The sequence below is a fragment of the Lyngbya sp. CCAP 1446/10 genome (assembly GCF_026130175.1).
Taxonomy (GTDB): domain Bacteria; phylum Cyanobacteriota; class Cyanobacteriia; order Cyanobacteriales; family Microcoleaceae; genus Microcoleus.
The window spans coordinates 1-24438 of record NZ_JAIGNI010000037.1; the positions used below are offsets into that span (position 1 = coordinate 1).

Genomic DNA, 24438 nt, shown 5'->3' on the forward strand with positions numbered 1-24438 from the left:
TCGCAAAACTCTTTGTTATTCTAAATGTGAGGAAATGCTGAAGCATTCTATTAAGTTATTAATACATTACTTGAAATTTGACGATATTCCCATTCCTGGGGCATCCATACCTTGATTCAGCAACGCCCGAAATAATAAGCACTTTGAACCCTGTCCTGAGCAGATACTTGGATCTTTCTACACGGTAGTAAATCAATGAACTCCAGACTGCCAAGGAATTTCAACCATCCTTACCTTTAGGGCACTACCGATTTTTCTATTACTGTATCATCAATACTCAGTATTCCTCCTTCTAAGTTGATAATCTTCCGAGCTGTCTCGAATAAATCTTTCGGTTCATATCTTTCTCTTAATAAAAAGCGATTGATAGAATCATGCGAAACATCTCCCAATATCTCTGCTAATCTATTACACCCCCCAAACTTTGGTTCTAAGAGCAAAAATAAAATATACTTTTCTGGCCTTGCATTGTGCTGTCGAGGGTTTGGTAGTTTTTATCATTGTCAAATACCTGTTTCTAGACCACTCATATTTATAAATGCACTATGAGAGTTATTTTGTCAATGCGTAAGTCCTAGTTACATACCTCGCGAACGGGGACGGCACTCAAAGAAAAAATCCTTGTTGCAAAAATGAGATACTCCCGATCGTTGGGTTGTTATCTTTTGCGACTCAGATCGGATTGCTATGATACCCTGACAGCAGCGAGTTTTGTGATTAGCAAGGAAGAAGTTTTTGTTGTCGAAGAAGTTGGAAAATCACTCTTGTGCTATTTGGTGGAACTTCCTTTATTACTACAAAAATCACCAAATTTGATTAGCAATGCGCTGAAGGTTCAACCGATTCAATTGTATTCATTTTTTACATAAAAGCACTATCTAAAATTATTTGACTGAGTGCTGATGCCGAAGTCTCAAATCTAAAATGGTATAAGTTTGTTGGCTTGCCAACTAAGTCGTTTGGATAAGACTTGTTTATTTACTTTGAACGACTCTGAACTCAGCATTTTTTTTGAGTCTAATGCTATGATAGCTTTACATAAACCTGAATCCTTCAGTATACCAAGCTCAATATTGCTGCCAACTGGACACGGGTAATTTCAATAGCCGATCGCACAATTTTTCGGCGACTGGGGTTAAGCGTAACAGCTCAATACCCAAAGCCTTCAGCCAATACAACAGCTTGGCTTGTAATTTTGCTATGGGTGGGCTCGGCACTTGCACTCTCATGCACTCAATACCAAAACCGCCGTGGCGATCGCCCCTGCATTTGCATTCAGCACCATGTTCAGGCATACTGCATAATTAAAAAGCTTTATTTTTAGTCTATAACTCCCAACCCATGAGAACTTACTACTGCGGTGAACTGCGAAGCAAACACATCGGAGAGACTGTCACCCTTTACGGCTGGGTGGATCGCCGCCGCGATCATGGCGGGGTGATTTTTCTCGATGTGCGCGATCGATCGGGTATTGTGCAAATTGTCAGCGATCCTGAACGCACCCCCGACTCCTATCACGGCGCTGAGTCTTTGCGCGGCGAATACGTGGTGAAAATTACCGGTAGAGTCACCAGCCGCCCCGAAGATTCCCTCAACCCCAAATTACCCACGGGTGAAGTAGAAATTTACGCTGACGAAATTGAGTTGTTAAATGCGGTACGCAAGCAGTTACCGTTTCAGATTTCCACGGCGGATAGTGAAAATGTGCGGGAAGATTTGCGGCTGAAATATCGCTATTTGGACTTGCGGCGCGATCGCATGAGTCGGAATTTGCAGCTTCGCCACCAAGTTGTCAAAGCTATGCGCCGCCACCTGGAAGACGTTGGAGGTTTTATTGAAGTTGAGACACCGATTTTAACTCGATCGACTCCTGAAGGTGCGAGAGATTATTTAGTACCCAGCCGCGTCAACTTGGGGGATTGGTACGCTTTGCCGCAGTCGCCGCAATTGTTCAAACAATTGTTAATGGTTTCGGGTTTGGACAGATATTATCAAATTGCCCGCTGTTTCCGCGATGAAGATTTGCGCGCCGACAGACAACCAGAATTTACGCAATTAGACATGGAAATGAGTTTCATGTCTTTGGAAGAAATCATCGAATTAAACGAAGGTTTAGTCTGCCAAATTTTCCAAAGTGTCAAAGGTGTAGAATTGTCTCGTCCTTTCCCGCGCTTGACTTACGCTGAAGCAATGAATCGCTACGGTAGCGACAAACCAGACACTCGTTTCGGTTTGGAATTAGTCGATGTTTCCGATTTGATGAAAGATTCGGGATTTAAAGTATTTTCTGGGGCGATTGCTGCGGGCGGAATTGTGAAAATTTTGCCAATTCCGGGCGGGAATGAGGCTTTTTCTAATGAGCGGATTAAAAAAGGCGATTTGTTTAAGGAAGCCAGCGAAGCCGGTGCGAAGGGATTGGCTTTCATTCGCGTGCGGGAGAATGGCGAAATTGATACGATCGGCGCAATTAAGGATAATTTGACGGAAGCGCAAAAACAGGAATTGCTCGATCGCACGGGCGCGAAACCAGGTCATTTGTTGTTGTTTGCAGCAGCCGACGCGAATGCTGTCAATAAGACTTTGGATAGATTGCGTTTGTTTGTCGGTAACGAATTGGGATTGATTGACAAAGAGAAGATGAATCTGTTGTGGGTGACGGATTTCCCGATGTTTGAATGGAACGCTGACGAGAAGCGTTTAGAAGCTATCCATCACCCGTTTACTGCGCCGCATCCTGACGATATTCACGATTTGAAGACGGCGAGAGCTCAAGCTTATGACTTGGTGTTAAACGGCACGGAAGTGGGCGGTGGTTCTCTGCGGATTTATCAGCGGGATGTTCAGGAAAAGGTGTTTGAGGCGATCGGCTTATCGACTGAGGAAGCTTACAATAAGTTCGGCTTTTTGTTGGATGCGTTTGAGTATGGAACTCCGCCCCACGGAGGTATTGCTTACGGTTTGGATCGGTTGGTGATGCTGTTGGCGGGCGAGGAGTCAATTCGCGATGTGATTGCGTTTCCGAAGACTCAACAGGCTGGTTGTTTGCTGACGAATGCGCCTGCTGGGGTGGATGATAAGCAGTTGAAGGAGTTGCAAGTGCGATCGACTTATACGCCCAAGTCAGAGTCTAAATCGTAAGAATACCCGGCGGCTAGAAACCGCGTCGATACAGACAAAACCCGCCTCCGCGGGTTGAAGAGTGGGCGGTTAACATTATGTTATCTTCTTGAGTCCGCGGAGGCGGACTTTGTTCTTGTAGGCGCGGTTTCAACCGCCGTCTTATATTATGAAACACCTTGACAATTTAACCATCCATCGGTTCCGAGGCCTGCGAGATTTGAACTTGCATGATTTGGGTCAAATCAATATCTTGGTTGGTGGAAACAACTCAGGAAAAACCAGCGTTTTAGAGGCAATATCAACCTATTGTCGCCCCTTAGATCCCCTGGAATGGCTAAACACATCATGGCGCAGAGAGATTAAATATTCTCGAAAACCCCAGCTAGATGCTCTTAAATGGTTGTTTCCTCAAAACAGCGAAGTTTCTCACCTCGATCTCTATGAAGGAGAAACTTATGTTTCAAGTAATGGTGATTTTCCTGTCACAGAATTGAGAGCAATTTACCGAGAATTTGAAGGAATTTCGGAGTTAGGCGAGGTGGAAAATAGCTCAGAATCTCAACTCGAAATAGATGAAATAGAATTTGACCATATTCTCAGAGGTGCTGAATTAAAACTGAAAGTAGCAACAAAAATTGTTGGTCATGAAGAATTATCAGTAAGTTTTGAAATTTGGGAAAATCAGCGTTTCATTAACAGAAAAAATAGCTCCACGGCGGTACTACCAATTGATACAGTAACACCCTTTTCTCATCGCATAGAACAGTTACAAAATAGCTTACTATCCGAAGCTATTTTGTTGGGGATTAAGCCCAAGGTCATTGAATTACTTCAACAGATGGATTCGGAAATTACTGATTTAGTAATCTTGGCACCAACTGGCAAACGTCCCAGTCTCTATATCGACCACAAACGTGTAGGTGTTTCGCCGTTAAGTGCTTTCGGTGATGGAGTGCGGCGTTTGCTGTTCATTGCTTTAACACTGGTAAAAGTCCGAGGGGGAGTTTTATTGATTGACGAGATAGAAACAGCAATTCATACTCAAGGACTTGGCAGTTTCTTTACTTGGATTGTGCAGTGGTGTCAGCAATTGGACGTGCAGTTATTTGCAACTACCCACAGTTTAGAAGCAATTGATGCGATGTTAGATGCTAGCGATTCCGAGACTGATTTAGTGCTTTATCGTTTGGAAAAAAAGGAGTCACAAACTAAAGCAGTCAGACTTGAACGAGAAAGACTGCACAGATTGCGGGAAGATTTGGGTCTGGAGGTTCGCGTGTGAGATATGCGATTATTGGAGTAGAAGGGCCGCACGATCAAGCATTTGTCGGCAAAGTTCTTAAGCTTTTGGGTTTTAAAGATTTTCGGGAAGAGTTGAAAGGAGTTGAATCCGATTTAGACCCCTTTTGGCGCAAGTTTATTCCTGTTTATCCCAAAAAAGGAAACTTGTACAAACGTCTTGATATGCCTTCTATTCTCTTCACAGAGAGCCTTTCAATAGCAATTTATGCAGGCGAAGGAAGCAATCTTGTTACTAATCTAGATGATATTTTATTGGCAAATTCTGAGTATCAAACAAACTTGGCAGCATTCGGGATAGTGGCCGATTGCGACAAATCAACTCCCGATCGCATTGTCGCACCATATTCTAACAAGTTCCGCAGTTATTTTCCTAATTTTCCCGATAATCCTGGTGTTGTAGATAGCAATAGCCCGCGTACAGGAATCTATGTTTTGCCAGATAATCAACAGCCTGGTGTTTTAGATACTTTGCTTTGCGAGTGCGGACAGATAGCTTATCCCGCGTACATGGAGAAAGCTAGTTCGTATCTCAATGAGTTTTCGGAATTAGAGATAAAAGCCTTAAAATGGAAAAATTTTGATCGACAAAAAGCTTTAGTTGCTACTGTTGTCAGCGTTCTAAAACCTGGCAAAACTAATACAACAAGCATTGCAGATAATAATTGGGTGAGCCAACAGACACAGCAGGAAGTTCCGGCGTTGGCAAATTTTATTAAGTTTTTGATTGAGCTTTTGGAGTTGAATTGATAAATGATATCAAATCATGAGACTTGCATTGTATTAATTCGCTCTCAAAACTTGAAATTCATCTGCGTCTGTCTGCGTCTATCCGCCTGACATCTGCGGTTTACAGGCTCGATCGAATTATGCAATGCCAGTCTACCTAAAACAAAACCATAAACATATGCGTTAACCTAGTTGACTAAAGCTCTCCCCAAGATAATCTATGCTTCTTGCCCGCATCCAAGAACTAGCCGCCACCCTCGCACCCCGCTTGATCGAAATTCGCCGCCACATCCACTCGCACCCGGAACTCAGCGGCCAAGAATATCAAACCGCCGCCTATGTAGCGGGTGTTCTGGCTTCCAGCGGAGTCCGCGCCATAGAAGGAATCGGCAAGACAGGAGTGCTCGGCGAGCTCAAAGTTGACAACACCGAGCCCCGGTGGCTGGCAATTCGCACCGATATGGACGCTTTGCCAATTCAAGAACGTACTAACCTAGAATTTGCCTCCCGCAATGAGGGAGTGATGCACGCCTGCGGCCACGATATCCACACTACAGTCGGTTTGGGCGCGGCAATGATTTTGTCGAAGTTAAAAGAAAAATTGCCTGGTAACGTCCGCTTTTTGTTTCAGCCTGCGGAAGAGATTGCCCAAGGCGCTCAATGGATGATTAAAGATGGGGCGATGCAAGATGTTGATGGTATCCTCGGAGTGCACGTTTTTCCGACGATTGCGGGCGGTTGTGTCGGTATCCGCCACGGGGCACTGACGGCGGCGGCAGATGACCTAGAATTGATTGTAATTGGCGAATCCGGCCACGGTGCGCGTCCTCACGAGGCGATCGACGCAATTTGGATTGCTTCTCAGATAATTACCACTTTGCAGCAGGCAATTAGCCGCACGCAAAATCCTTTGAGGCCACTGGTTTTGACGATCGGGCAAATTAACGGCGGACGCGCGCCAAACGTGATTGCCGATCGGGTAAAATTATTGGGAACCGTGCGATCGCTCCATCCCGAAACCCACGAAAAACTACCGGCTTGGATCGAACAAATTGTTTCCAGCGTCTGCGCGACTTACGGCGCAAAATACGAACTCACCTACAAGCGCGGCGTGCCCGGAGTCCAAAACGACCCAAAACTGACGCAATTAGTCGAAACTGCGGCTTTAGAAGCTTTAGGGCGATCGCGCGTCCAAATTTTACCAGAACCATCCCTCGGCGCGGAAGATTTTTCAATGTATTTAGAACACGCACCGGGAACCATGTTTCGCTTGGGAGTTGGACTGACTGACAAACCCAACTATCCCCTCCATCACCCGCAGTTTGAGGTGGATGAAGCGGCTATAGTTACGGGCGCTGTCACCTTGGCCTATGCCGCTTGTCAGTATTGGAAACAGCAAGCAAGTAAGTGATATCGTTTCTAATCGTAGCTGTAGGGTGTGTGGCGATCGACAATCCCTCAACAAAGAGCGACAATCTAATAGCGACGCACCTTACCCAATATTTACTGTAGCTGTAGGGTGTGTGGCGATCGACCATCCCTCAACAAAGAGCGACAATCTAATTAGGATAAAATAAGAAAAACCAAACTCCCTCCTCGACCTATGGATGATCAAGAAGTCTTAAACTGGGCTGATGAATTCGTATTGGCCAACACAGCAAAGCATTTCAACCACGTACCAGAAGCGATTTTAGGTGGCACTTGGCAACGTCAGAAATACCCATAAATTGCTAAAAACTGCCATCTGAGTCAGGTTCATATCAAGAAAGTAGCATCGAAATTATGGAATATACTTTCGGAAACATTAGGCGAAGACATCAATCAAACTTTCGATATACAAACGATGGCAGTTTTTCATAGTTTCATCACATTTTGGCAAGAATGCACAAGTTGGTAAGTTCAAGGTTTGTGGAAGCCATCCTCAATCCTTATAAACCCCAAACTTAGAGAAGCAAAATCAGGAAAACTCTAGCAACAGTCAGCCAAAACTGCGATTGGATTTAGCTTATGCACTAGAACCCAACCTATTTTATAACCGCACATCCGAACTCATCACCCTCAAACAGTGGATTTTGGAAAACCGCACCCGCCTGATCACAATATACGGCTGATCCGGCATTGGCAAAACCGCCCTAACTCTCCAACTTATCCCACAAATTGAACACGAATTCGATTATATTATTTACCGCAGCCTCCGCAATTCTCCATCACTGCAAACCCTGCAAACAAACTTAATTCAATATTCAAGTCCTTTGTAGGCGCGGTGCCCGTGCCCGCTCGCGAGCGGGGACAGCACTATAAAATCAAAAATGAGATGCTCCCAACTGATTGATCTTTACCGAGGCAATCCCCTATGGTTAAATATAGTTGCAACTATGATTCAAGATTTATTCGGCGGCAGCGTTGCCGAGTTTCTCTCCTATGATACCTTATTTTTAGGTGATTTAGAGTCTCTGCTGCACCAGTAGTGCGATCGCCTAACCGAATCAGAACAACAGGCGATCGCATGGCTAGCCAATACCCCCGAACCAGCCGACATCTCAAAAATACCAGAAAACCTGCAACTATCACCGCCATAACTCTTGAAAGTCATGCAATCTTTAGGACGACGGTCATTAGTTGAAACAGTAAAACAAAATGGGCGATCGCACTTTACGATCGAGCCAGTAATCAGAGAATATATAATAAACAAAACCCGAAGCAAAAACGGATAAACTTATCACTCTGCTAAACTAGAGCTAAAATAGTCAAATTTTATGGAGGTATGCTAAACTTTTGAATAGACAAGATTTACAGAACCTAGCACTCACTAGACTTGAAGAAGTAGAAGTGCTGCTCAACAATCATAAATATTCAGGTGCTTACTACCTGAGCGTTTATGTCATTGAATGCGCTTTAAAGGCTTGCATTGCTAAGCAAACTCAGAAATTTGATTTTGCCGACAAAAAAACTGTTATGGACAGTTACACCCAGGATTTATAAAAGTTGGTTAAAGTTGCTAAACTTGAAAAACAGTTAAAATCTCTCCTCAACGATCATGACTTTTCATTGCGATGGTCTATGGTCAAAGACTGGTCAGAAGAAAGCCGTTATCAAACACATAACCGACAAGAAGCCCTGGATATTTACTCAGCAATTACCGAGTTTTACAATGGCTACAACAACATTGGTAAGTCAAGAAATAGAAGAAGGTAAAAGACTAATAGACGCTCTAAATGCAGCAAATCTATCAGTTGATTCTGCTCTCTGGATCTACGCGCCAGAACCGGAAACATGGAGGCTGATGCTCACCTCACCTCTGCACGATCGCGAAGGCTCCCTGAAAACTTATGGGGAAATTCTATCAGTCTTTCGCCAAGTTAAACCAGACTTGAAAATCGATTGGATAGCACTTGTAGCAGTCAGCCCAAAACATGAATTAATTGAAGGATTGCGTCAGTCACAACAAGATTGGAATTTAAACTTATCAGGCACAAGACTGACAAATAATTTTGTTGATCGCACGTGGATAGAAGATGCTTACATTTATCAAATCAAGTGAGTTGATAGGGCAAAAAATAGCTTAAAATAGATGCGATCGCTCTCCCTATGACCTAACCTTTAGGATTACTATAATGAAAATCGCTACCTGGAACGTCAACTCAATTCGCACTCGCATAGAACACGTTACTAACTGGTTACAAACCAACCAAATAGACATTCTCTGCTTACAAGAAACCAAAGTCACAGACAAAGACTTTCCCCTGCAACCCTTCCTCGACATCGGCTACAACTGTTACATTTCCGGTCAAAAATCCTACAACGGCGTAGCTATTTTTAGCCGATCGCCCTTGTCACAAATTAGCACCGGATTTTCCCCCATTCTCGGCCCCGAAACCGTCGGCAGCTTCGACGAACAAAAGCGCCTCATTGCCGGGGTTATAGACGATATTTGCATCATCTCCGTCTACGTTCCCAACGGTTCCGAAGTCGGTTCAGAGAAATATGAATACAAACTGCATTGGCTCAAACTGCTGCAAGAATACCTCAAAATAGCACTAGACAAATCCCCCAACCTGTGCATTTGCGGCGACTTCAACATCGTACCGGACGATCGAGATATTCATAATCCCAAAGCTGCTGCAAACTCCGCTGGCCTATCAGTAGCCGAACGCCAAGCACTAACAGAAATCACCGAATTAGGATTAAACGACCCCTTTCGCAAATTCACCTCAGAAGGCGGATATTATAGCTGGTGGGACTATCGCGCCGCCTCATTTCCCCGCAACAACGGCTGGAGAATAGACCACCATTATCTCAGCCCTCCCCTCTACGAAAAAGCAAAAAGCTGTACAATAGATATTGCTCCCAGAAAATTAGTCAAACCCAGCGACCACACCCCCGTAATTGTCGAGATTTGAATTGTGAGTTATAAATAAAACTAAGGCAAAAGAAACCCGGTTTATACCAGAAATCCTAGGTTTAACAACCAGAAATTTAAGAAACCGGGTTTCTTTCTAGAATCCTAGGCGATGCTTTGCAAAAGAAACCCGGTTTATACCGTAAATCTTAGGTTTAGCAACCAGAAATTCAAGAAACCGGGTTTCTAAAACCCCTTGCAGAAAATTGCTTCTTCAATCCGTTAAATCCGTTACAGAATCAGTTGCCGAACTTTCTTCTCCTCTAACAACCAACCAACAAAAATTATGTTCTTAGTAACTGGAGCAACAGGCGCACTAGGCCGCCGAATAGTACGAGAAATCAGACAGCAAGAAAAGCCTGTCCGCGCATTTGTTCGCCTCGCTTCTCGCTATTCAGAACTAGAAAACCGAGGCGCAGAAATTTTTATCGGCGACTTGAAACAAGACAAAGACATCAAAAAAGCTTGTCAAGGAGTGCAATACATCATCAGCACCCACGGCACCGGCGGCGACGTTCAAGCAGTACACTACCGCGCCAACATAGAACTAATCGACTGCGCCAAAGAAGCCGGAGTTGAGCATTTTGTCTTTATTTCGGTACTGGGAGTCGATCGCGGATATGAAGATTCAGCAGTATTCAAAGCCAAGCGAGAAGTCGAAAAATACCTGCAAAACAGCGGATTAAATTATACCATTTTGCGGCCTGCCGGTTTCGCTTCGAGCCTGCTGCCACTGGCCGAAAGATTTAGAGAAACCGGACTTTACCTGCTGATTGGCGACGGCAAAAACCGCACCTCTGTTGTCAGTACCGACGACTTGGCAAAAATTGCCGTAGACTCACCAACTACTGAAGGCGCGCGCAACCAAATTTTACCAGTCGGCGGCCCGGATGTTCTGAGCAGAGACGACATTGCTCGCATTTTCGGACGCTTGTTCAATCGCGAACCTCTGGTAATTAACCCGCCCTTGGTTGTGTTTGACGGATTGCGAAATGCCTTGGGCTTGTTGAATCCTCAAGCTCAAAAAGGCTTAGGAACTTTGCGGGTATTGCTGGCTAATGAGTTTTTCTGCACTCCCGAAGAAGTGCAAAATCTGGAATCAATCTACGGCATGAGAATGGAATCTCTGGAAAGCTTTTTGCGGCGCAATTTGAGCGTTTAAAAGACTCGTTTGCAGTTGCACAAAAACCAACGCAACTACAAACATTTTAATCAGACAAAGAAACAGCTTGTACTCCACCAATATAGCTAGTATTTGTTATGGGCGGAGAAGTCGGCTTAGCAATCAAATAACCTTGAACAAAATTGGCTCCTCGTTCCCGAACCCAATCTAATTCCTCGACCGTTTCCACACCTTCAGCCACAGTTTTAATCTCTAATTGAACGGCAATTTCTAACATTTTTTCAGTAATTAGTGCCTTATAATAATCTTGATGGACGTTGCGAATCAATTGCATATCTAACTTAATAAAATCGGGACGCAACTGGTGCATCAAATTTAGATTAGAAGAACCGCTGCCAAAATCGTCCAGGGCAATTAAAAATCCGGCCTCTCGGTAAAACCTCAGAATATTTATCAAGTGATCGATATCAGGGGGGTGCTGAGATTCCGCTACTTCAAAAACAATATTGCTGTGAGGAATTCCCGCTTCATCAATAGCCTGTACTGTTCTTCGCAGGCACGTAGCGGGATCGTAAACTGAAGTTGGAGAAAAATTAATAAAAAGTAGTTCTTTGATTTCGTGTACTTTGGCTTCGCGAATGGCACGAGTCCGGGCTAAAGCATCTAGTTGAAAAATTATACCTGCTGATTCAGCTTGACCGAAAAGCCGACCCGGAGGAATTAAGTTTCCTTGCTCGTCAATACCTCGGAGTAGTGCTTCGTGGGCAAAAATCTTAGAAGTATCTGAGGTATAAACTATGGGCTGAAAATGTGTAGTAATGCGTTCTTCGGATAATAAATCTAACAGCCAATCAGACTTGCTGAAGTTAATAAAAGAGTCTAAGGAAGTGCTGCGATAAAAATCTCTAAGTTTCGGCTGTTCAACTTCGCGCATCCACAAAACTTTTGTTTCTTTCAACTCTTGATTTGTCAGAACCGAGGCTGCTAGGGTGCTAAACTTTTCTTTTGCTATTCCCCCCAGGCTAATGTACAAACACTTGCTCTCCTCTAAAAACTGGAATTCAAGTTTAGCCCCTGTCAGTGCAGAAATAACCTTGTTCAGCGTGTGTGACACTGGAAACCACAGGTATAAACCTCCGCTGCCCTCTATTTTTTCGGGTACTGTTTCGCAGCGAGAGCAGGAGCCGAAGGTTTTGCCACTTCTTTTCACTAGAATATCCTCCGATTTTTGAATTAATTTCAGAATTACTATAATATAGATTATCAAATCTAAGCCTATTCAGCTATTAATACATCTACCTCAAGGTGTAAATATTGATTAAGGAATCGTTAAAAAATATTAGGGCAGTGTTTTTACTTGCCTCTGGTTTCAAACCTTGGTAAAATTTATAAGCACCGAATCGAGTAAATACAATCAAACCCTGTCCCGAATCTCAACAAAGGGAGAATATTCAGACTTGCTCTCTACTTTCTACTGCTGCTCTGATTCTTGACACATTATTCTCTACATTGCTTTGCAAAAATAACGGTTATAGTTAATTTTTAGGGTCAAGGGGGATTAACAGCCCGATCGCCAATTTCAGCCCCACCATAAGTATAGAACGCCTCGCGATCGCCCAAACCAAACTAAAACAAACTCAGTTGCTGCGGAATATCCGATTTAATTTTAAAATCGGGATGACAGGATTTGAACCTGCGACCCCCTCGTCCCGAACGAGGTGCGCTACCAAGCTGCGCTACATCCCGAATTTAGTCAATATAGTTTTAGCATATCACTCAGGTAAAAACTTAGCCAGCTCGTATATAATGTTTTGTAAAATATTACTCAGGCGGAGACAAACGTGACGGTTAAGCCCCAGTGGTTGCGAGTTAAAGCCCCTCAGTGGGAGCGCGTCGGCAATGTTAAAGAAATTTTGCGGGATTTATCCCTGAATACGGTTTGCGAAGAGGCTTCGTGTCCCAACATCGGCGAATGCTTCAGCGCAGGTACTGCCACATTTTTGATTATGGGCCCGGCTTGTACCCGTGCCTGTCCTTACTGCGATATCGATTTTGAGAAAAAGCCCCAAGCTTTAGATCCGACGGAACCAGAAAGATTAGCGCAGGCGGTGCAGCGACTCAAACTCAACCACGTCGTGATTACCTCTGTTAACCGGGATGATTTGCCGGATGGGGGCGCATCTCAGTTTGTCGAGTGCATTCAAGCGGTGCGATCGACAATGCCCGATACAACTATAGAAGTTTTGATTCCCGACTTGTGTGGCAACTGGCAAGCTTTAGAAATTATTCTCGCAGCCAAGCCCGATGTACTGAATCACAATACTGAAACCGTAAAGCGACTTTACCGCAAGGTGCGACCACAAGGAAAGTACGATCGCACCCTGGAACTTTTGCAGCGCAGCCGGGAAATCGCACCAGCGGTTTATACCAAATCCGGGATCATGGTGGGATTAGGAGAAACAGACGCCGAAATTCGGGAGGCGATGCAGGACTTGCGGGCTGTTGGCTGCGATATTTTGACAGTTGGACAGTATCTACAACCGACTCAAAAGCACTTGAACGTAGAAAGCTTTGTACCGCCAGAACAGTTTGATGCTTGGAGAGAGTTTGGCGAATCTTTGGGATTCTTGCAAGTTGTCGCTTCTCCCTTAACTCGCAGTTCGTATCACGCCGAACAAGTGAGGGAATTGATGAAGCTTTACCCACGCTAGCAATTTTAATTGGAGTTAACTCACGCGATAGAGAACCATTCTCAATTGCTGGCGCTCTGAGGTAAAGTTAACCGGGAAGCCACGGCAAACAGCAAAAAAATATCGGCCTCGCGCCCCATCAAACTCCATACTTACGCCAAAAATATTGAGAAACCGGGTTTCTTCCTCAAATTCTGGGTTTAAATCCAGAATTTTTGTCGAGAAACCCGGTTTTTGCGTCAGGCGCGAGCTTCGGTAATGCGAACTGTAAAAACTCTGAAGTTCATAACCGGCAACGGATTCAAGTTCCGCAAACTGCCAGTATTTAATCAAGATCGCCGAATTATGTAAAGTTTTATTAAAAAAATACCTATTTTTCTGAAGTGATCGGGAACCAGGTTATTGGTGATGAAGATTAACTTAACTTCTGACGAACGTCACTTGTTTTTAGCCAGTCACTATCTATACTAGCTACAGAAACAAAGAAGTACAACGCACTTTTCGGGCCTTCAACCTGTTACATCAGAAAGTTCTTAGCGTTTTCCCGAATCTTGGTAAAACAAGTGGGGCAGCAAAAGCTCGATCGAACAACAGCACAAAGTCAGGAAAGTTAGTCAAGAAACAAACAGCGGCGATGCTTCTTCTTAACAAAGTGGGCATCATAATTATAAATAACCGCTAAGCGTAGCATCTTTTCACCAAAAGCAATTGAGAAAATCACTATGCCAGCCACCTCTTTTTACGCTCAAGCTGAATTCGACGAACAACTGCGAGTGAATCCCTTGCAAGATGTAGATGTGTTGGATGAAGATGCTGAAGAAGCTGGAGACGAACCCATCGACCAAGATGCAGCAGAGACTGAAGATGCAGACACAGCATCCAAATTGCAAAAAAATGCTAACCGCCGCACTACAGATTTAGTGCGCCTGTACTTACAAGAAATCGGTCGGGTTCGTCTCTTGGGTAGAGACGAAGAAGTTTCTGAAGCTCAAAAAGTTCAGCGCTACATCAAATTGATGGAATTGCGCAACACCGTCGCTTCTCAGGAAGAAGGGCTGATTCAAAGCTTCGTACATTTAATTCAAGTGCGCGATCGGCTGTCTGCACAGTTGGGACACAAACCTTCCCTAGAACGCTGGGCATTAACCGCCGGTGTCAGTGACGTGCCAGAACTCAAGCGAATTATGGCCGAAGGCAAGCGCCATTGGGCTGAGTTGGCAGAGATGACGGTGGAGGAAATCGAAAGAATTCAATCTGAAGGCGTTGAAGCAAAAGACCACATGATTAAGGCGAACCTGCGCCTGGTAGTTTCGGTGGCGAAAAAATATCAAAATCGCGGTTTAGAATTGCTCGATTTAATACAAGAAGGTACTCTCGGACTGGAACGAGCTGTCGAAAAATTCGATCCGACGCGGGGCTATCGGTTTAGTACCTATGCCTACTGGTGGATTCGGCAGGGAATCACGCGGGCGATCGCAACTCAAAGCCGTACCATTCGCCTCCCGGTTCACATCACCGAAAAACTTAATAAAATCAAGAAAGCCCAGCGCAAAATTTCTCAAGAAAAAGGTCGGACAGCTACGATCGAAGATATCGGCGTTGAGTTGGACATGACCGCCGCCCAAGTTCGGGAAGTATTGCTGCGAGTCCCCCGCTCTGTTTCTCTGGAAACTAAAGTGGGCAACGAAAAAGATACAGAATTGGGCGACTTGCTCGAAACCGACAGCATCTCCCCAGAAGAAATGCTGATGCGAGAAGCTCTGCACCGCGACTTGCAGCAACTGTTGGCAGATTTGACCAGCCGCGAACGAGATGTAATTCTGATGCGCTTTGGTTTGGGTGACGGACACCCCTACTCTCTGGCAGAAATCGGTCGTGCTCTCGACTTGTCCCGCGAGCGAGTCCGCCAAATTGAAGCTAAGGCTTTGCAAAAACTCCGTCAACCGAAGCGCCGCAACCGCGTCCGTGACTATCTGGAGTCTCTGAATTAAATTAATGGGTGTGCATCTACTGTCGGTTTCTGAATTTAGATAGAAGGCGGAAAGCAGAAGTATTGATTTCTACTTCTCAACGATTTCTCTGTCTTCTGTCTGGGGCTTTCGGGCCTGTTTACGATCTAAAAATATCAAAAAATAAATTTTTTCCTCAACCTTTTTTCAACAAGCTTCGATATTTGCACAATATCTCGATCGTTGTGTATGATTGTCAATAGGCAGACTTTCTTGAGAGGGTCATAATGGCACTTTACACCGCGTCTTCATTCAAATCCGAACTCAATGACAAAGGCTGGCGGATGACTCCCCAACGGGAAACCATCTTGCACGTATTTCAGAACCTCCCCAAAGGCAATCACCTGAGCGCCGAGGATTTGTATACTTTGTTGAAAAATCGGGGGGAAAACATTAGCTTGTCCACCATTTACCGAACTTTGAAGTTAATGGCAAGGATGAGCCTGCTCCGCGAACTAGAACTAGCAGAAGGTCACAAACACTATGAAATAAACCAACCTTATCCGCACCACCACCATCACTTAGTCTGCGTTCAGTGCAACAGAACGATCGAGTTTAACAACGATTCGATCTTAAAAATTGGCATGAAGCAATCTGAAAAGTCTGGATTGCACCTGCTAGACTGCCAGCTAACCATTCATACGGTGTGCCATGAAGCTTTGCGGATGGGATGGCCGTCTTTGGTTTCCAGCAATTGGTCTTGTCCGAAGTCGATCGCCGAAAACGGTCACAACGCTCTGGATTCAATCGAGTGAATATACACTATTTTCGCGTTTCAAGTACAGATTGTTACAATAATTAACAAAAAAATCGGCGCAAGTGCGATCGCAGTTACGCCGAAACCGGTTTTTCAAGGAAAATACATCATTTCACGAATGACTCGGAAGTGAGAAACCCGATTTGTTTGATGTAGCGTCCGCAAGTCCTTAAAAAGTTTGGCTCAACAAATCGTCACTGCTAACGCCGTAACTGCGCTGAGCTCGATCGAGCGCGTCTCTCGTCGGAGCATCAAAAACTCCGCTGACTGAGCCTGTGTAAAAGCCGAGGCCTTGCAGCCGCGTTTGTAATTGCTGAATGCTCGATCGAGAATTGACAGTGCTGCTAATCGGAACAGCAGGAACAGCCAACCGTCGAGCCAATCCGTTTTGGAGCTCCGCCAAAGTTGCCGGAGTGGCAATACCCGTCGCCGGCGACAAATTGCGTTCCTGCTGAAACGACAGCACCGCCCATTCAGTCTCGGCTCCAAATACTCCGTTCACCGGGCCGGGATTTTTACCCAGACTTCTGAGCGCTGATTGAAGCTGTAGGACAGCAGGCCCTGTATCACCCCGCCGGATACCCGTTGCGACTGGCTGCTGCGCCTTTGTTGCCTGCCTGTTGCCTTCTCGCAAAGCCGATCGAGTGCTGCGATCCACCCGCCCTGTCCCGAACATCCCGCAATCTCTCTGAAACCGGATCAAAGCTTGTTGAGTTGGTCGATCGAACCAACCGTGAATCTGGCTTCTGTAATAACCCAATTGTTGCAGCCGCCTCTGCACAAATTCTACTTCTCGGCCTCTGTCGCCCAACTCCAAAAAATCTCCAGCATTACTCTGCTCGTCATTTTCCCATGCAGCCTGCCTGTTGCCTTGCCGCAAAGCCGATCGAGTGCTGCGATCCACCCGCCCTGTCCCGAACATCCCGCAATCTCTCTGAAACCGGATCAAAGCTTGTTGAGTTGGTCGATCGAACCAACCGTGAATCTGGCTTCTGTAATAACCCAATTGTTGCAGCCGCCTCTGCACAAATTCTACTTCTCGGCCTCTGTCGCCCAACTCCAGAAAATCTCCAGCATTACTCTGCTCGTCATTTTCCCCAGGATATGAGGTAATTTGATTAGCCCTCATCTGGGCATCGATAGCCGTCAAAGTAGCAGTATCAGCGCAGCCGTCAGAAACCAGATTGAAATCTTGCTGAAAACGAGTTACAGCGTAGAGAGTGCGTTCCCGATACTTGCCGTCAACGCCACCTTCAAAATAGCCTAAAGCTTTTAACTGCCGCTGGATCAAGTCTACCGTCGCCCCTCTGTCGCCGAACCGCAGCCCCTTGCAACCACCATTTCCCGCAATATTCCCCGGAGGCGTAGCGGGCGGAATCGGCCCGATGGAGCCAAACAGCAAAGCTAAAGTTTGCCTATCAGCAACTCCAGTCACCCGCAGCTCATTAATTCGCTGGAAATATCTCACCGCACGGACAGTAACTTCGCGAAAATTTCCTGTGGGATGAGTGTTGAAGTAGCCTAGCTGCCGCAACCTGCGCTGGAGGGCCGAAACCTCTGCACCGGTGTCTCCAAAACTGAGCTCGGTATAGCTATAGTTTGTATAAGTAGTTTTAAAAGGTCGATCGTCCTGGGCTAAACTGTTGAGAGCGATCGCCGTAGCGCGATCGGGCTGACCAGTCAGTGACAGTTGATAGTCTCGTTGAAAGTTAGTCAGAGCTTGTCTAGTTACTGGGCCGAGCTGACCGGTGGAAGAGCGGGGAAAATAACCGAGATCCCGCAACCTGTCTTGAACAGAGCGCACATCTGGACTAACAGGATCTATTTGAGCAAAAGCCGAACCGGCCGCACTTAAAACCGACAGCATCAAAGCCAGAGATAACAAACGAACATAAGTGTAACTCGATCGATTTTGCCACTTTGGCCCATCAAAAATTTTCGACTCTGCGGGTGCTTCGCAAACAAGAGCAAGTTCGAGGTAGGCGAGGGATTCCATAAATTTTTAGTGTGAAATTGTTTGTGGCTGTGATGTACGAGCAAACTCAAGCTGAGCTGTGAGCCGCCCAGGAGCTATCAAGGCTAATGTTTACCTGTTTGCACGAAGCACCCGTTTCTGAAAAAAAATTACCTTCAAAAATAATTACAGGCAACAACCAAGATAGCATCGCTGTTTAGCAAGACGCGAGTGTCAGAAAAATAGTTTGCAGCCACATCTTAGCCTTCATGAGAAAAAAATCAACAGTTTTTGCGTATTATTCGCTAAAAATTAATTTATTTATATAAAAATATTAATGATTGACGATCGACTAAAAATCCCCACCCTTGCTCGTTGCAAACAGGATGGGGATTTTATTGGTTAACTAATCTGTAAAAATGGGACATTCACTTAAATTAAGCCAAACCGATCGCAAATCAAAGCTACTCCCGCTGCAAAAACAGTAATTCCCAAGGCTACCAGCGGGTTTTGTCCTCTACTGACTGCAAAAGAAGTGACCACCCCAGCTCCTAAAGCCGCAGTTACAGCAGCAGTCGCCAAATCTCGATCGGGACGTTTGTCGTACATATTTTTTATGGCTTAAAACTTAGATCTTGTGATCAAAGCTACCACTCTTGCTTCTACTGCGGTGAGAAACCCTTCAGTTTTGCAACTAAGCTTAAAATTTTGCTAAGTTTCTTAACATACTCTTATTAATAACATAAGTTTAAATTATGTATCTTTCCGTTTCCCTGTCAAGTTTTAGCTATTAAAACCCTTTCTCTGCTGGGCTTTTATGTCGAATTTAGGATTTTGCTGGGGCGATCACACCCACAGTCTCAGCGTCTCAGATTGTAATTCCCAATATCGTAAATAAATTTAACTTGACTTTTAGGATAAAATGTGATAATGGATTTTTGAAGCCGGAGATTAACATGAGACTGATTGCATAAATTTTTGATCGATCGACCAAGCGCAGATTAAGGCAGATCAACGCAGATTAACGCAGATGCTTTTCCAGATATTTTGCGAATGCTGGCAATTCAAGTCTAGTAAAACTCAGAGGACTGAAGTTGTCAATACAAACCGATAATGGTTATTTTGCAGGACATAATTTGAGCCTGAAGTCCTATTCGCCCTCAACTTTTTCGGTATTGCCGCCCTTCACCCAACCTTCGCGATTGCCATCCTCAACCCGAATTCGCTGCCACTCTTTGTCCGGCGAATCTTCCAAAACTACAACTTTTTCCTTGTAACCAACACCGCCAATACGGTTCGAGTCTCGATTGCCACTATCCCGCAGAATTAAGCCGATCGGCTGAGTAACCAGAGCACGGTAAGCTCCCGGTTCCAGGGGTTTAGGAGACGGGGCATCGCTAGACGCAGCATCATCAGACGTAGAAACTGGGCTAGCCTGGCCTGTTGACTTCGCCCCAGTGCCGGCAATCTGAACTGCTGTTTTGTCGTTGGAAAAAATCGGTCTTTCGGGGGTTGTGCTCAGCTTAGCGGCAAAGTAAAGTGCAGCCGCCACGCTAGCGCCTGCCATTAGGACGATCGCTAGCAGAAAACCCACTAAAAATTTGAAGACGCTATATACACTGTTCATAAATTGAAAAAGGAAGAAGGAAGAAGGAAGAAGGAAGAAGGAAGAAGGAAGAAGGAAGAAGGAAGAAGGAAGACGGAAGACGGAAGAAGTCAGTAGTCAGTAGTCAGTAGTCATTAGTCAGTAGTCAGTAGTCAGTAGTCAGTAGTCAGTAGTCATCAGGAAGAAGGAAGAAGGAAGAAGGAAGAAGGAAGACGGAAGACGGAATCGGGAAAATCGGGAATCGGGAAATTTGGGCTGGGCGGGATAGACTCTGGGAGGAAAATTTCAGCTTCGATCGAATGCCGAATACTTTCTGCACAATGTCTTCGATCGACTATCCTTGAATCCGGCGGCTCAAACTGTCGTATCTGGAAGCAAGGCGAGCTTTCCCAGCAGCAGCCCAATCTTGGAGAAACTGAATTTGTTCTTGAGCTGTTCTGGCCAACGGCACCATCTGACTAGCTGATTCTAAAATATCATCTGTGGTGAAATCTCGATTTTGGCTAAACCCAATGTGCATTGCTTCAATCAAAGTTTGCTCGATTTCCGCTCCTGAAAAATCGGGAGTTTCGTAAGCCAAGCGCTCTAAATCGTAATTTTTGATGATGTGCGATCGCAACCGCAACAAATGTACCTCAAAAATCGCCCGCCGTTCCTCCTGACTCGGCAAACCCACAAAAAATATTTCGTCAAACCTACCTTTTCTCAGCATTTCCGGCGGCAAAGACTGGATATTGTTGGCTGTGGCGACGACAAAAACTGGCGAAGTTTTTTCGCCTAACCAAGTAATAAAAGTCCCGAACACGCGGCTGGTTGTCCCGGAATCGCTTTTACCGTCTAATCCCGAAAAAGCTTTGTCAATCTCGTCAATCCACAGCACGCAAGGCGCTAAAGCTTCCGCTAGTTGAATCATTTGTCTGGTACGGGATTCCGATTCCCCGACTAACCCGGCAAACAAGCGCCCGACATCCAACCGTAGCAAGGGTAAATGCCAGTGGTGGGCGATCGCCTTTGCAGTTAAGGATTTGCCGGTGCCTTGAATTCCGACTAGCAACAAACCTCTGGGATGCGGCAAACCGTATTGGCGGGCGCGATCGGAAAAAGCACCGCCGCGCCGCAGCAGCCATTCTTTGAGATTGTCCAAACCGCCGATATCGGAGATGTTTTCGCGGGCTGGGTAAAAGTCGAGAATTTGAGTTTGGCGGATTGTTTGGCGTTTTTCTTCTAAAATTAGTTCCGCGTCGTCGGGATGGAGTTCGCCTCTGGTGGCGATCGCCTTTGCCAAAACTCGGCGAATTCGTTCGATCGACAGCCCTTGACAGGAGCGCACCGTTTCGTCCAGCAAACGCCCTTCTATGGCTTGTCCGGTAGCTCCTAACAGTCTTTCCACCTCAATTCTGATTTCCGCCGCCGCAGGCAGGGGAAACTCCAAAACTGTGATTACTTCGCTAAGGTCTTCTGGGATCGAAGTAATCGGAGATACGATGACAATATTTTTGGGCATCGATTTGAGGAGTCTCGCCAAATTCCGCAGCTTGCGGGAAATTGAAACATCTTCTAAAAACCGCTGAAAGTCTCGCAAAATAAAGATCGCTGGCGCGGATGCGGGCAATTTTTCGAGAAATTCTAAAGCTTGTAGTGGGTTGCGTTTGCCAAAACCGGCATCGTTGGGATTGCCTTGGTAGCCGTCAACAAAATCCCAGATGTAGACGGCGCGAGCACCTTGTTTTTTGGCACATTGGGCGATCGCCACTTCGACGCGCTCTTCTTCCCGTGTGGGAATGTAAATTAGGGGGTAGCGCGATCGTAGCAGCAGTTCAAACTCGTCGCTAAAAATAGTCATTAGTTATTAGTCAGTAGTCAGTAGTCAGTAGTCATTAGTCAGTAGTCAGTAGTCATTACTTATTAGTTATTAGTTATTAGTTATTAGTGCTATCCCTGCTCGTTTTCCGTTATTAGTCATTAGTCATTAGTCATTAGTCCCCGCTCGGAAACGTCATTACTTATTAGTCATCGGTTGCTAGGTGGTGTTATTTTTTTGCACTCGTTATTCCACCGTTCGTTAGTGGGTAGCTATGAAAGCATTTGTTTCGGAGAGTAAAAATATTTTTTGTTTGAGTGCGATCGGGGACGTTCGCACTCGCGTGTAAAAGCAAAACTGAAATACCTCATTAGCTAATGACAACTGACTAATGACAACTGACTAAGGCAATTGCCGTTTAAGTGCTGCCAAAGATGCCCAGCGACTGTCAGAGATTGTTTCTGAGCTTTCTGTCTCTGCATCCTCATTGAAATCTATTCCCGGACATTTAGTATCGCATAGCTGTTTGTGTGGCAGTTCCAAACACAGTTGCTGATACACCCAATCACTTGGAGAAAAAGAGTCGGTAGGCGACAAATTTTCCACCAAATTTTCTAAATCAATTTCAAATTCTCCTGAACTTGCATCATGCTGATTCGGTTTTTCTTCGAGCCAAATTATTTCAGATGATTGGAGTCTCAAACGGTGATTGTATTGTTTCAAGCATCTGTGGCAGGTGAGAGTGACAATTGTTTCTGCTTTCGCCTTCACCTCAAGGAAATTCCCTTGGTGAGTAACTTGCAGTCGCCCCCGCACCGGAGTAAGAGTTTCTAAATCGGGGATAATTTCTTCAAAATCAATGACCTCTTTCCGCTCGGTTTTTGTGAGTAGATGAGGGATATAAATTGTCTCCATAATCATCTTTTGCCGTTTTATTCTCGTCGTCTCAAGGCAAAAGTCAAAAGGAATAGCTAATTTTTGGCTTTTTCCTTTTTCCTTTTTCCTTTTTTCCCAGAAAGAATTGGTTTAAAGCCGGAAGCCTGATCGGGATAAATTAAAATCAGACTATTCATTACTCGAATCCTCTTCCTTCTAGGTAGAGGTCGCTGTCAACTATCAACTGAATGAACGTCAGCGCCGCCGCACTACCAAACGCCGATCGGCATCTTGTCCTTGACTGTAAGTTTCTATATCCTCACATTCGCTCAAAAAGCTGTGGACTTGGCGACGTTCTGCCGAAGACAGCGATTTGAGTTCAACTTCAACTCCCGTCGATCGCGCTTGCTCTGCTGCGTACTCTGCCATCGATCGCAATTCCTCTTGGCGGCGGATGCGATAGCCGTTCAGTTCGACTGTATAAGCAATCGGTTCATCTGATTCGTGAGCTATGTTCGCAACCGTGTTGCAGAGGTACTGAATGGCATCTAGTACATTACCGTCTGGCCCGACTAAGATCGCAATTTGTTCTGGAGTCAGATTACTTTGATCGATCGTCATCCAATAGCAATCATCTTGCTGTTGGCTTACCACGTTTGATGGAATTGCGGACAGTTGTAGCAATTCTTCTAACCATTGCTGTCCGCCCTGCATTTGAGATTCTTTCATTTTTGTTAAAATCAAGCCTTTTTCTTAGAACGCTTGGGTTCAAAGGGAAGTGCATCTAATCCCTGTTCTTTTTGGGTTTTCGCCTCTGCTTCGTCCACGATTTTTTGGAGGTTTTCGGGCAGCGGTTCTTTGGACAAAATAAACGATTGAACTGTTTGGAAGATGTTAGCAATCAGCATATACATCAACACGCCAGCGGGCAGCGGGAAGAACAAAAACATCCCCGAAAATATGACAGGCGTCAGTTTGTTGATTGTAGCCTGTTGGGGATTGTCGTTTGGCCCTTGTGCTTGTCCCGAAAGAGTTTGGTTGATATACAAACTGATGCCGAAGCCCAGGATCATCACCAAAATATCCCAGTGGATTTTACCGTCAGGGTCGATCGCGCCAACGCGGCCGAGAGCTTCGATAAACAGGAATCCTTTGTTAGTCGCCAATCCGGGGATTGTGCCTTGAACTGTGGCTTCACCGGGCGCTAAAGCCACAATGTTGCCCTGTTCGTCTACCTTGACGAATTCTTCGCCTTTGATGATTTTCCAGCTAGGAACAAAATCAATTTCGCTCTTTTTTTCGGCCGCTAAGGCTTGGAGAGCTTTGCCCTCTGGGGTTTGAAAATCAATTTTGGTTGTGTCGCCGACTGCGAGTTTGTCGCCGCCTGGAATCACGCCCACAACTGGAGCATGAAAAGTACCTGTGACGTAAATATTTTGGGGCGGTGTAGCAAAAGCTTGCGGTTGAACAGCTTCGATTTGTTCTTTGGGCAAAACTTGAACGTTGACGCTGTAATTTATGTCAGAAAACGGCGAACCTCGGAGCGTTGCAAACAGTGCAAACAGCACTGGCATTTGCAGCACCAACGGGAAGCATCCCGCTAAAGGATTGCCAAATTCTTTGTATACCTTGCTCATTTCCTCCTGCTGTTTGGCAGGATTTTCTTTATAGAGTTTTTGAATTTGATCTACTCGCTCTTTCATCAACGGCTGCGCTACTTTCATGCGTCGCATATTGCGAAGAGAGCCTGCGTTGAGAGGATAAAGAGCAAAGCGAATCACGAGCGTCAGAGATACGATCGCTAAACCGTAGCTTGGCACGATCCCGTAGAAAAAATCTAGGATCGGCAGCATGAGGTTGTTGGAAAGAAACGAGATACCAAAATCCATTCGCTTTGAGTTAATTTAGGTGCTCTATGTTTGCTGTTGAGAACGAATTACATCCGCTGGATACGGGGCGCCTCAACTTTTAGGCTTTTGTCTACATCTTAGGACATTGCCCGTCGATCGACCGCCCGGCCTGCGGGTTTTTGCAATAAGTTTGCCAATACTCGCACTGAATTGGGTCTCTAATCA

General features: G+C 45.3%; 22 protein-coding genes, 1 tRNA gene and 1 pseudogene. 13 read left to right on the plus strand and 11 right to left on the minus strand.

The window, feature by feature from the left end:
- Positions 1-251: 251 nt before the first annotated feature.
- Both K4039_RS16390 and K4039_RS16395 read right to left on the minus strand, forming a co-directional pair.
- A pseudogene (locus K4039_RS16390) lies at positions 252-440 on the minus strand (IS701 family transposase); the annotation flags it as partial.
- Positions 441-1067: 627 nt separating this feature from the next.
- A complete protein-coding gene (locus K4039_RS16395) occupies positions 1068-1295 on the minus strand; it encodes a hypothetical protein (protein ID WP_265236587.1) in 228 nt (75 codons plus the stop codon).
- 46 nt (positions 1296-1341) lie between these two features.
- Between K4039_RS16395 and aspS the strand changes: the two genes are divergently transcribed.
- The 10 genes from aspS to K4039_RS16445 all read left to right on the plus strand — a co-directional run bounded on the left by aspS (position 1342) and on the right by K4039_RS16445 (position 10709).
- Positions 1342-3138, plus strand: a complete 1797-nt coding sequence (gene aspS, locus K4039_RS16400) for an aspartate--tRNA ligase (RefSeq protein WP_265236588.1) — start codon at positions 1342-1344, stop codon at positions 3136-3138.
- A 148-nt stretch (positions 3139-3286) separates the two neighbouring features.
- Positions 3287-4402 (plus strand): ATP/GTP-binding protein, encoded by a 1116-nt coding sequence (locus K4039_RS16405; RefSeq protein WP_265236589.1) that lies wholly within the window; start codon positions 3287-3289, stop codon positions 4400-4402.
- Positions 4399-5169 (plus strand): DUF3226 domain-containing protein, encoded by a 771-nt coding sequence (locus K4039_RS16410; protein WP_265236591.1) that lies wholly within the window; start codon positions 4399-4401, stop codon positions 5167-5169. Before K4039_RS16405 ends, K4039_RS16410 begins: the two co-directional genes overlap by 4 nt.
- A gap of 199 nt (positions 5170-5368) precedes the next feature.
- Positions 5369-6559 carry a M20 family metallopeptidase gene (locus K4039_RS16415; protein ID WP_265236592.1) on the plus strand — a complete coding sequence of 397 codons (1191 nt, stop codon included), beginning with the start codon at positions 5369-5371 and terminating at the stop codon, positions 6557-6559.
- A gap of 192 nt (positions 6560-6751) precedes the next feature.
- Positions 6752-6874, plus strand: a complete 123-nt coding sequence (locus tag K4039_RS16420; RefSeq protein WP_265236594.1) for a hypothetical protein — start codon at positions 6752-6754, stop codon at positions 6872-6874.
- Between the two features lie 583 nt (positions 6875-7457).
- Positions 7458-7616 carry a hypothetical protein gene (locus K4039_RS16425; protein ID WP_265236596.1) on the plus strand — a complete coding sequence of 53 codons (159 nt, stop codon included), beginning with the start codon at positions 7458-7460 and terminating at the stop codon, positions 7614-7616.
- 307 nt (positions 7617-7923) lie between these two features.
- Positions 7924-8130, plus strand: coding sequence for a HEPN domain-containing protein (locus K4039_RS16430; protein ID WP_265236598.1), 207 nt, complete (start codon positions 7924-7926; stop codon positions 8128-8130).
- Between the two features lie 169 nt (positions 8131-8299).
- The gene (locus K4039_RS16435; RefSeq protein ID WP_265236600.1) at positions 8300-8689 is read left to right on the plus strand and encodes a hypothetical protein; all 390 of its coding nucleotides are present in this window, start codon (positions 8300-8302) and stop codon (positions 8687-8689) included.
- A 73-nt stretch (positions 8690-8762) separates the two neighbouring features.
- A complete protein-coding gene (gene xth, locus K4039_RS16440; RefSeq protein WP_265236601.1) occupies positions 8763-9548 on the plus strand; it encodes an exodeoxyribonuclease III in 786 nt (261 codons plus the stop codon).
- 285 nt (positions 9549-9833) lie between these two features.
- Complete coding sequence (locus K4039_RS16445; RefSeq protein WP_265236603.1) at positions 9834-10709, plus strand: SDR family oxidoreductase; 876 nt, start codon at positions 9834-9836, stop codon at positions 10707-10709.
- Between the two features lie 46 nt (positions 10710-10755).
- On the opposite strand, the gene K4039_RS16450 is transcribed toward K4039_RS16445, so the two are convergent.
- Both K4039_RS16450 and K4039_RS16455 read right to left on the minus strand, forming a co-directional pair.
- Positions 10756-11880, minus strand: a complete 1125-nt coding sequence (locus K4039_RS16450; protein WP_265236605.1) for an EAL domain-containing protein — start codon at positions 11878-11880, stop codon at positions 10756-10758.
- 462 nt (positions 11881-12342) lie between these two features.
- Positions 12343-12416: transfer RNA gene (locus K4039_RS16455), tRNA-Pro, on the minus strand.
- Positions 12417-12490: 74 nt separating this feature from the next.
- Between K4039_RS16455 and lipA the strand changes: the two genes are divergently transcribed.
- From lipA to K4039_RS16470, 3 genes are all read left to right on the plus strand, one after another.
- Complete coding sequence (gene lipA, locus K4039_RS16460; RefSeq protein ID WP_321161620.1) at positions 12491-13381, plus strand: lipoyl synthase; 891 nt, start codon at positions 12491-12493, stop codon at positions 13379-13381.
- A 701-nt stretch (positions 13382-14082) separates the two neighbouring features.
- Positions 14083-15351 carry an RNA polymerase sigma factor SigC gene (gene sigC, locus K4039_RS16465; RefSeq protein WP_265236608.1) on the plus strand — a complete coding sequence of 423 codons (1269 nt, stop codon included), beginning with the start codon at positions 14083-14085 and terminating at the stop codon, positions 15349-15351.
- A 245-nt stretch (positions 15352-15596) separates the two neighbouring features.
- A complete protein-coding gene (locus K4039_RS16470) occupies positions 15597-16124 on the plus strand; it encodes a transcriptional repressor (RefSeq protein ID WP_265236610.1) in 528 nt (175 codons plus the stop codon).
- 171 nt (positions 16125-16295) lie between these two features.
- Here K4039_RS16470 and K4039_RS16475 read toward each other — a convergent pair whose 3' ends face one another.
- The 7 genes from K4039_RS16475 to yidC all read right to left on the minus strand — a co-directional run bounded on the left by K4039_RS16475 (position 16296) and on the right by yidC (position 24252).
- Positions 16296-18122, minus strand: a complete 1827-nt coding sequence (locus tag K4039_RS16475; RefSeq protein WP_265236612.1) for a peptidoglycan-binding protein — start codon at positions 18120-18122, stop codon at positions 16296-16298.
- A 390-nt stretch (positions 18123-18512) separates the two neighbouring features.
- Positions 18513-18689 carry a hypothetical protein gene (locus K4039_RS16480; RefSeq protein WP_265236614.1) on the minus strand — a complete coding sequence of 59 codons (177 nt, stop codon included), beginning with the start codon at positions 18687-18689 and terminating at the stop codon, positions 18513-18515.
- A 541-nt stretch (positions 18690-19230) separates the two neighbouring features.
- Positions 19231-19707 carry an SH3 domain-containing protein gene (locus K4039_RS16485; RefSeq protein ID WP_265236616.1) on the minus strand — a complete coding sequence of 159 codons (477 nt, stop codon included), beginning with the start codon at positions 19705-19707 and terminating at the stop codon, positions 19231-19233.
- 313 nt (positions 19708-20020) lie between these two features.
- Complete coding sequence (locus K4039_RS16490; RefSeq protein ID WP_265236617.1) at positions 20021-21529, minus strand: AAA family ATPase; 1509 nt, start codon at positions 21527-21529, stop codon at positions 20021-20023.
- Between the two features lie 360 nt (positions 21530-21889).
- Positions 21890-22402, minus strand: coding sequence for a DUF177 domain-containing protein (locus K4039_RS16495; RefSeq protein WP_265236619.1), 513 nt, complete (start codon positions 22400-22402; stop codon positions 21890-21892).
- Positions 22403-22618: 216 nt separating this feature from the next.
- Positions 22619-23092, minus strand: coding sequence for a R3H domain-containing nucleic acid-binding protein (locus K4039_RS16500; protein WP_265236621.1), 474 nt, complete (start codon positions 23090-23092; stop codon positions 22619-22621).
- A gap of 11 nt (positions 23093-23103) precedes the next feature.
- The gene (gene yidC, locus K4039_RS16505; protein ID WP_265236623.1) at positions 23104-24252 is read right to left on the minus strand and encodes a membrane protein insertase YidC; all 1149 of its coding nucleotides are present in this window, start codon (positions 24250-24252) and stop codon (positions 23104-23106) included.
- Positions 24253-24438: the final 186 nt, after the last annotated feature.

What these genes read in the sequence shown, in the direction of transcription:
- xth (WP_265236601.1), top strand. Translation starts at nt 8,763, where the DNA reads ATGAAAATCGCTACCTGGAACGTCAACTCAATTCGCACTCGCATAGAA.
- yidC (WP_265236623.1), bottom strand. Translation starts at nt 24,252, where the DNA reads ATGGATTTTGGTATCTCGTTTCTTTCCAACAACCTCATGCTGCCGATC.
- K4039_RS16415 (WP_265236592.1), top strand. Translation starts at nt 5,369, where the DNA reads ATGCTTCTTGCCCGCATCCAAGAACTAGCCGCCACCCTCGCACCCCGC.
- K4039_RS16475 (WP_265236612.1), bottom strand. Translation starts at nt 18,122, where the DNA reads ATGGAATCCCTCGCCTACCTCGAACTTGCTCTTGTTTGCGAAGCACCC.
- K4039_RS16500 (WP_265236621.1), bottom strand. Translation starts at nt 23,092, where the DNA reads ATGAAAGAATCTCAAATGCAGGGCGGACAGCAATGGTTAGAAGAATTG.
- K4039_RS16425 (WP_265236596.1), top strand. Translation starts at nt 7,458, where the DNA reads ATGAGATGCTCCCAACTGATTGATCTTTACCGAGGCAATCCCCTATGG.
- K4039_RS16420 (WP_265236594.1), top strand. Translation starts at nt 6,752, where the DNA reads ATGGATGATCAAGAAGTCTTAAACTGGGCTGATGAATTCGTATTGGCC.
- K4039_RS16480 (WP_265236614.1), bottom strand. Translation starts at nt 18,689, where the DNA reads ATGTACGACAAACGTCCCGATCGAGATTTGGCGACTGCTGCTGTAACT.
- K4039_RS16395 (WP_265236587.1), bottom strand. Translation starts at nt 1,295, where the DNA reads ATGCCTGAACATGGTGCTGAATGCAAATGCAGGGGCGATCGCCACGGC.
- K4039_RS16435 (WP_265236600.1), top strand. Translation starts at nt 8,300, where the DNA reads ATGGCTACAACAACATTGGTAAGTCAAGAAATAGAAGAAGGTAAAAGA.
- K4039_RS16470 (WP_265236610.1), top strand. Translation starts at nt 15,597, where the DNA reads ATGGCACTTTACACCGCGTCTTCATTCAAATCCGAACTCAATGACAAA.
- K4039_RS16405 (WP_265236589.1), top strand. Translation starts at nt 3,287, where the DNA reads ATGAAACACCTTGACAATTTAACCATCCATCGGTTCCGAGGCCTGCGA.
- K4039_RS16495 (WP_265236619.1), bottom strand. Translation starts at nt 22,402, where the DNA reads ATGGAGACAATTTATATCCCTCATCTACTCACAAAAACCGAGCGGAAA.
- K4039_RS16490 (WP_265236617.1), bottom strand. Translation starts at nt 21,529, where the DNA reads ATGACTATTTTTAGCGACGAGTTTGAACTGCTGCTACGATCGCGCTAC.
- sigC (WP_265236608.1), top strand. Translation starts at nt 14,083, where the DNA reads ATGCCAGCCACCTCTTTTTACGCTCAAGCTGAATTCGACGAACAACTG.
- aspS (WP_265236588.1), top strand. Translation starts at nt 1,342, where the DNA reads ATGAGAACTTACTACTGCGGTGAACTGCGAAGCAAACACATCGGAGAG.
- K4039_RS16485 (WP_265236616.1), bottom strand. Translation starts at nt 19,707, where the DNA reads ATGAACAGTGTATATAGCGTCTTCAAATTTTTAGTGGGTTTTCTGCTA.
- K4039_RS16445 (WP_265236603.1), top strand. Translation starts at nt 9,834, where the DNA reads ATGTTCTTAGTAACTGGAGCAACAGGCGCACTAGGCCGCCGAATAGTA.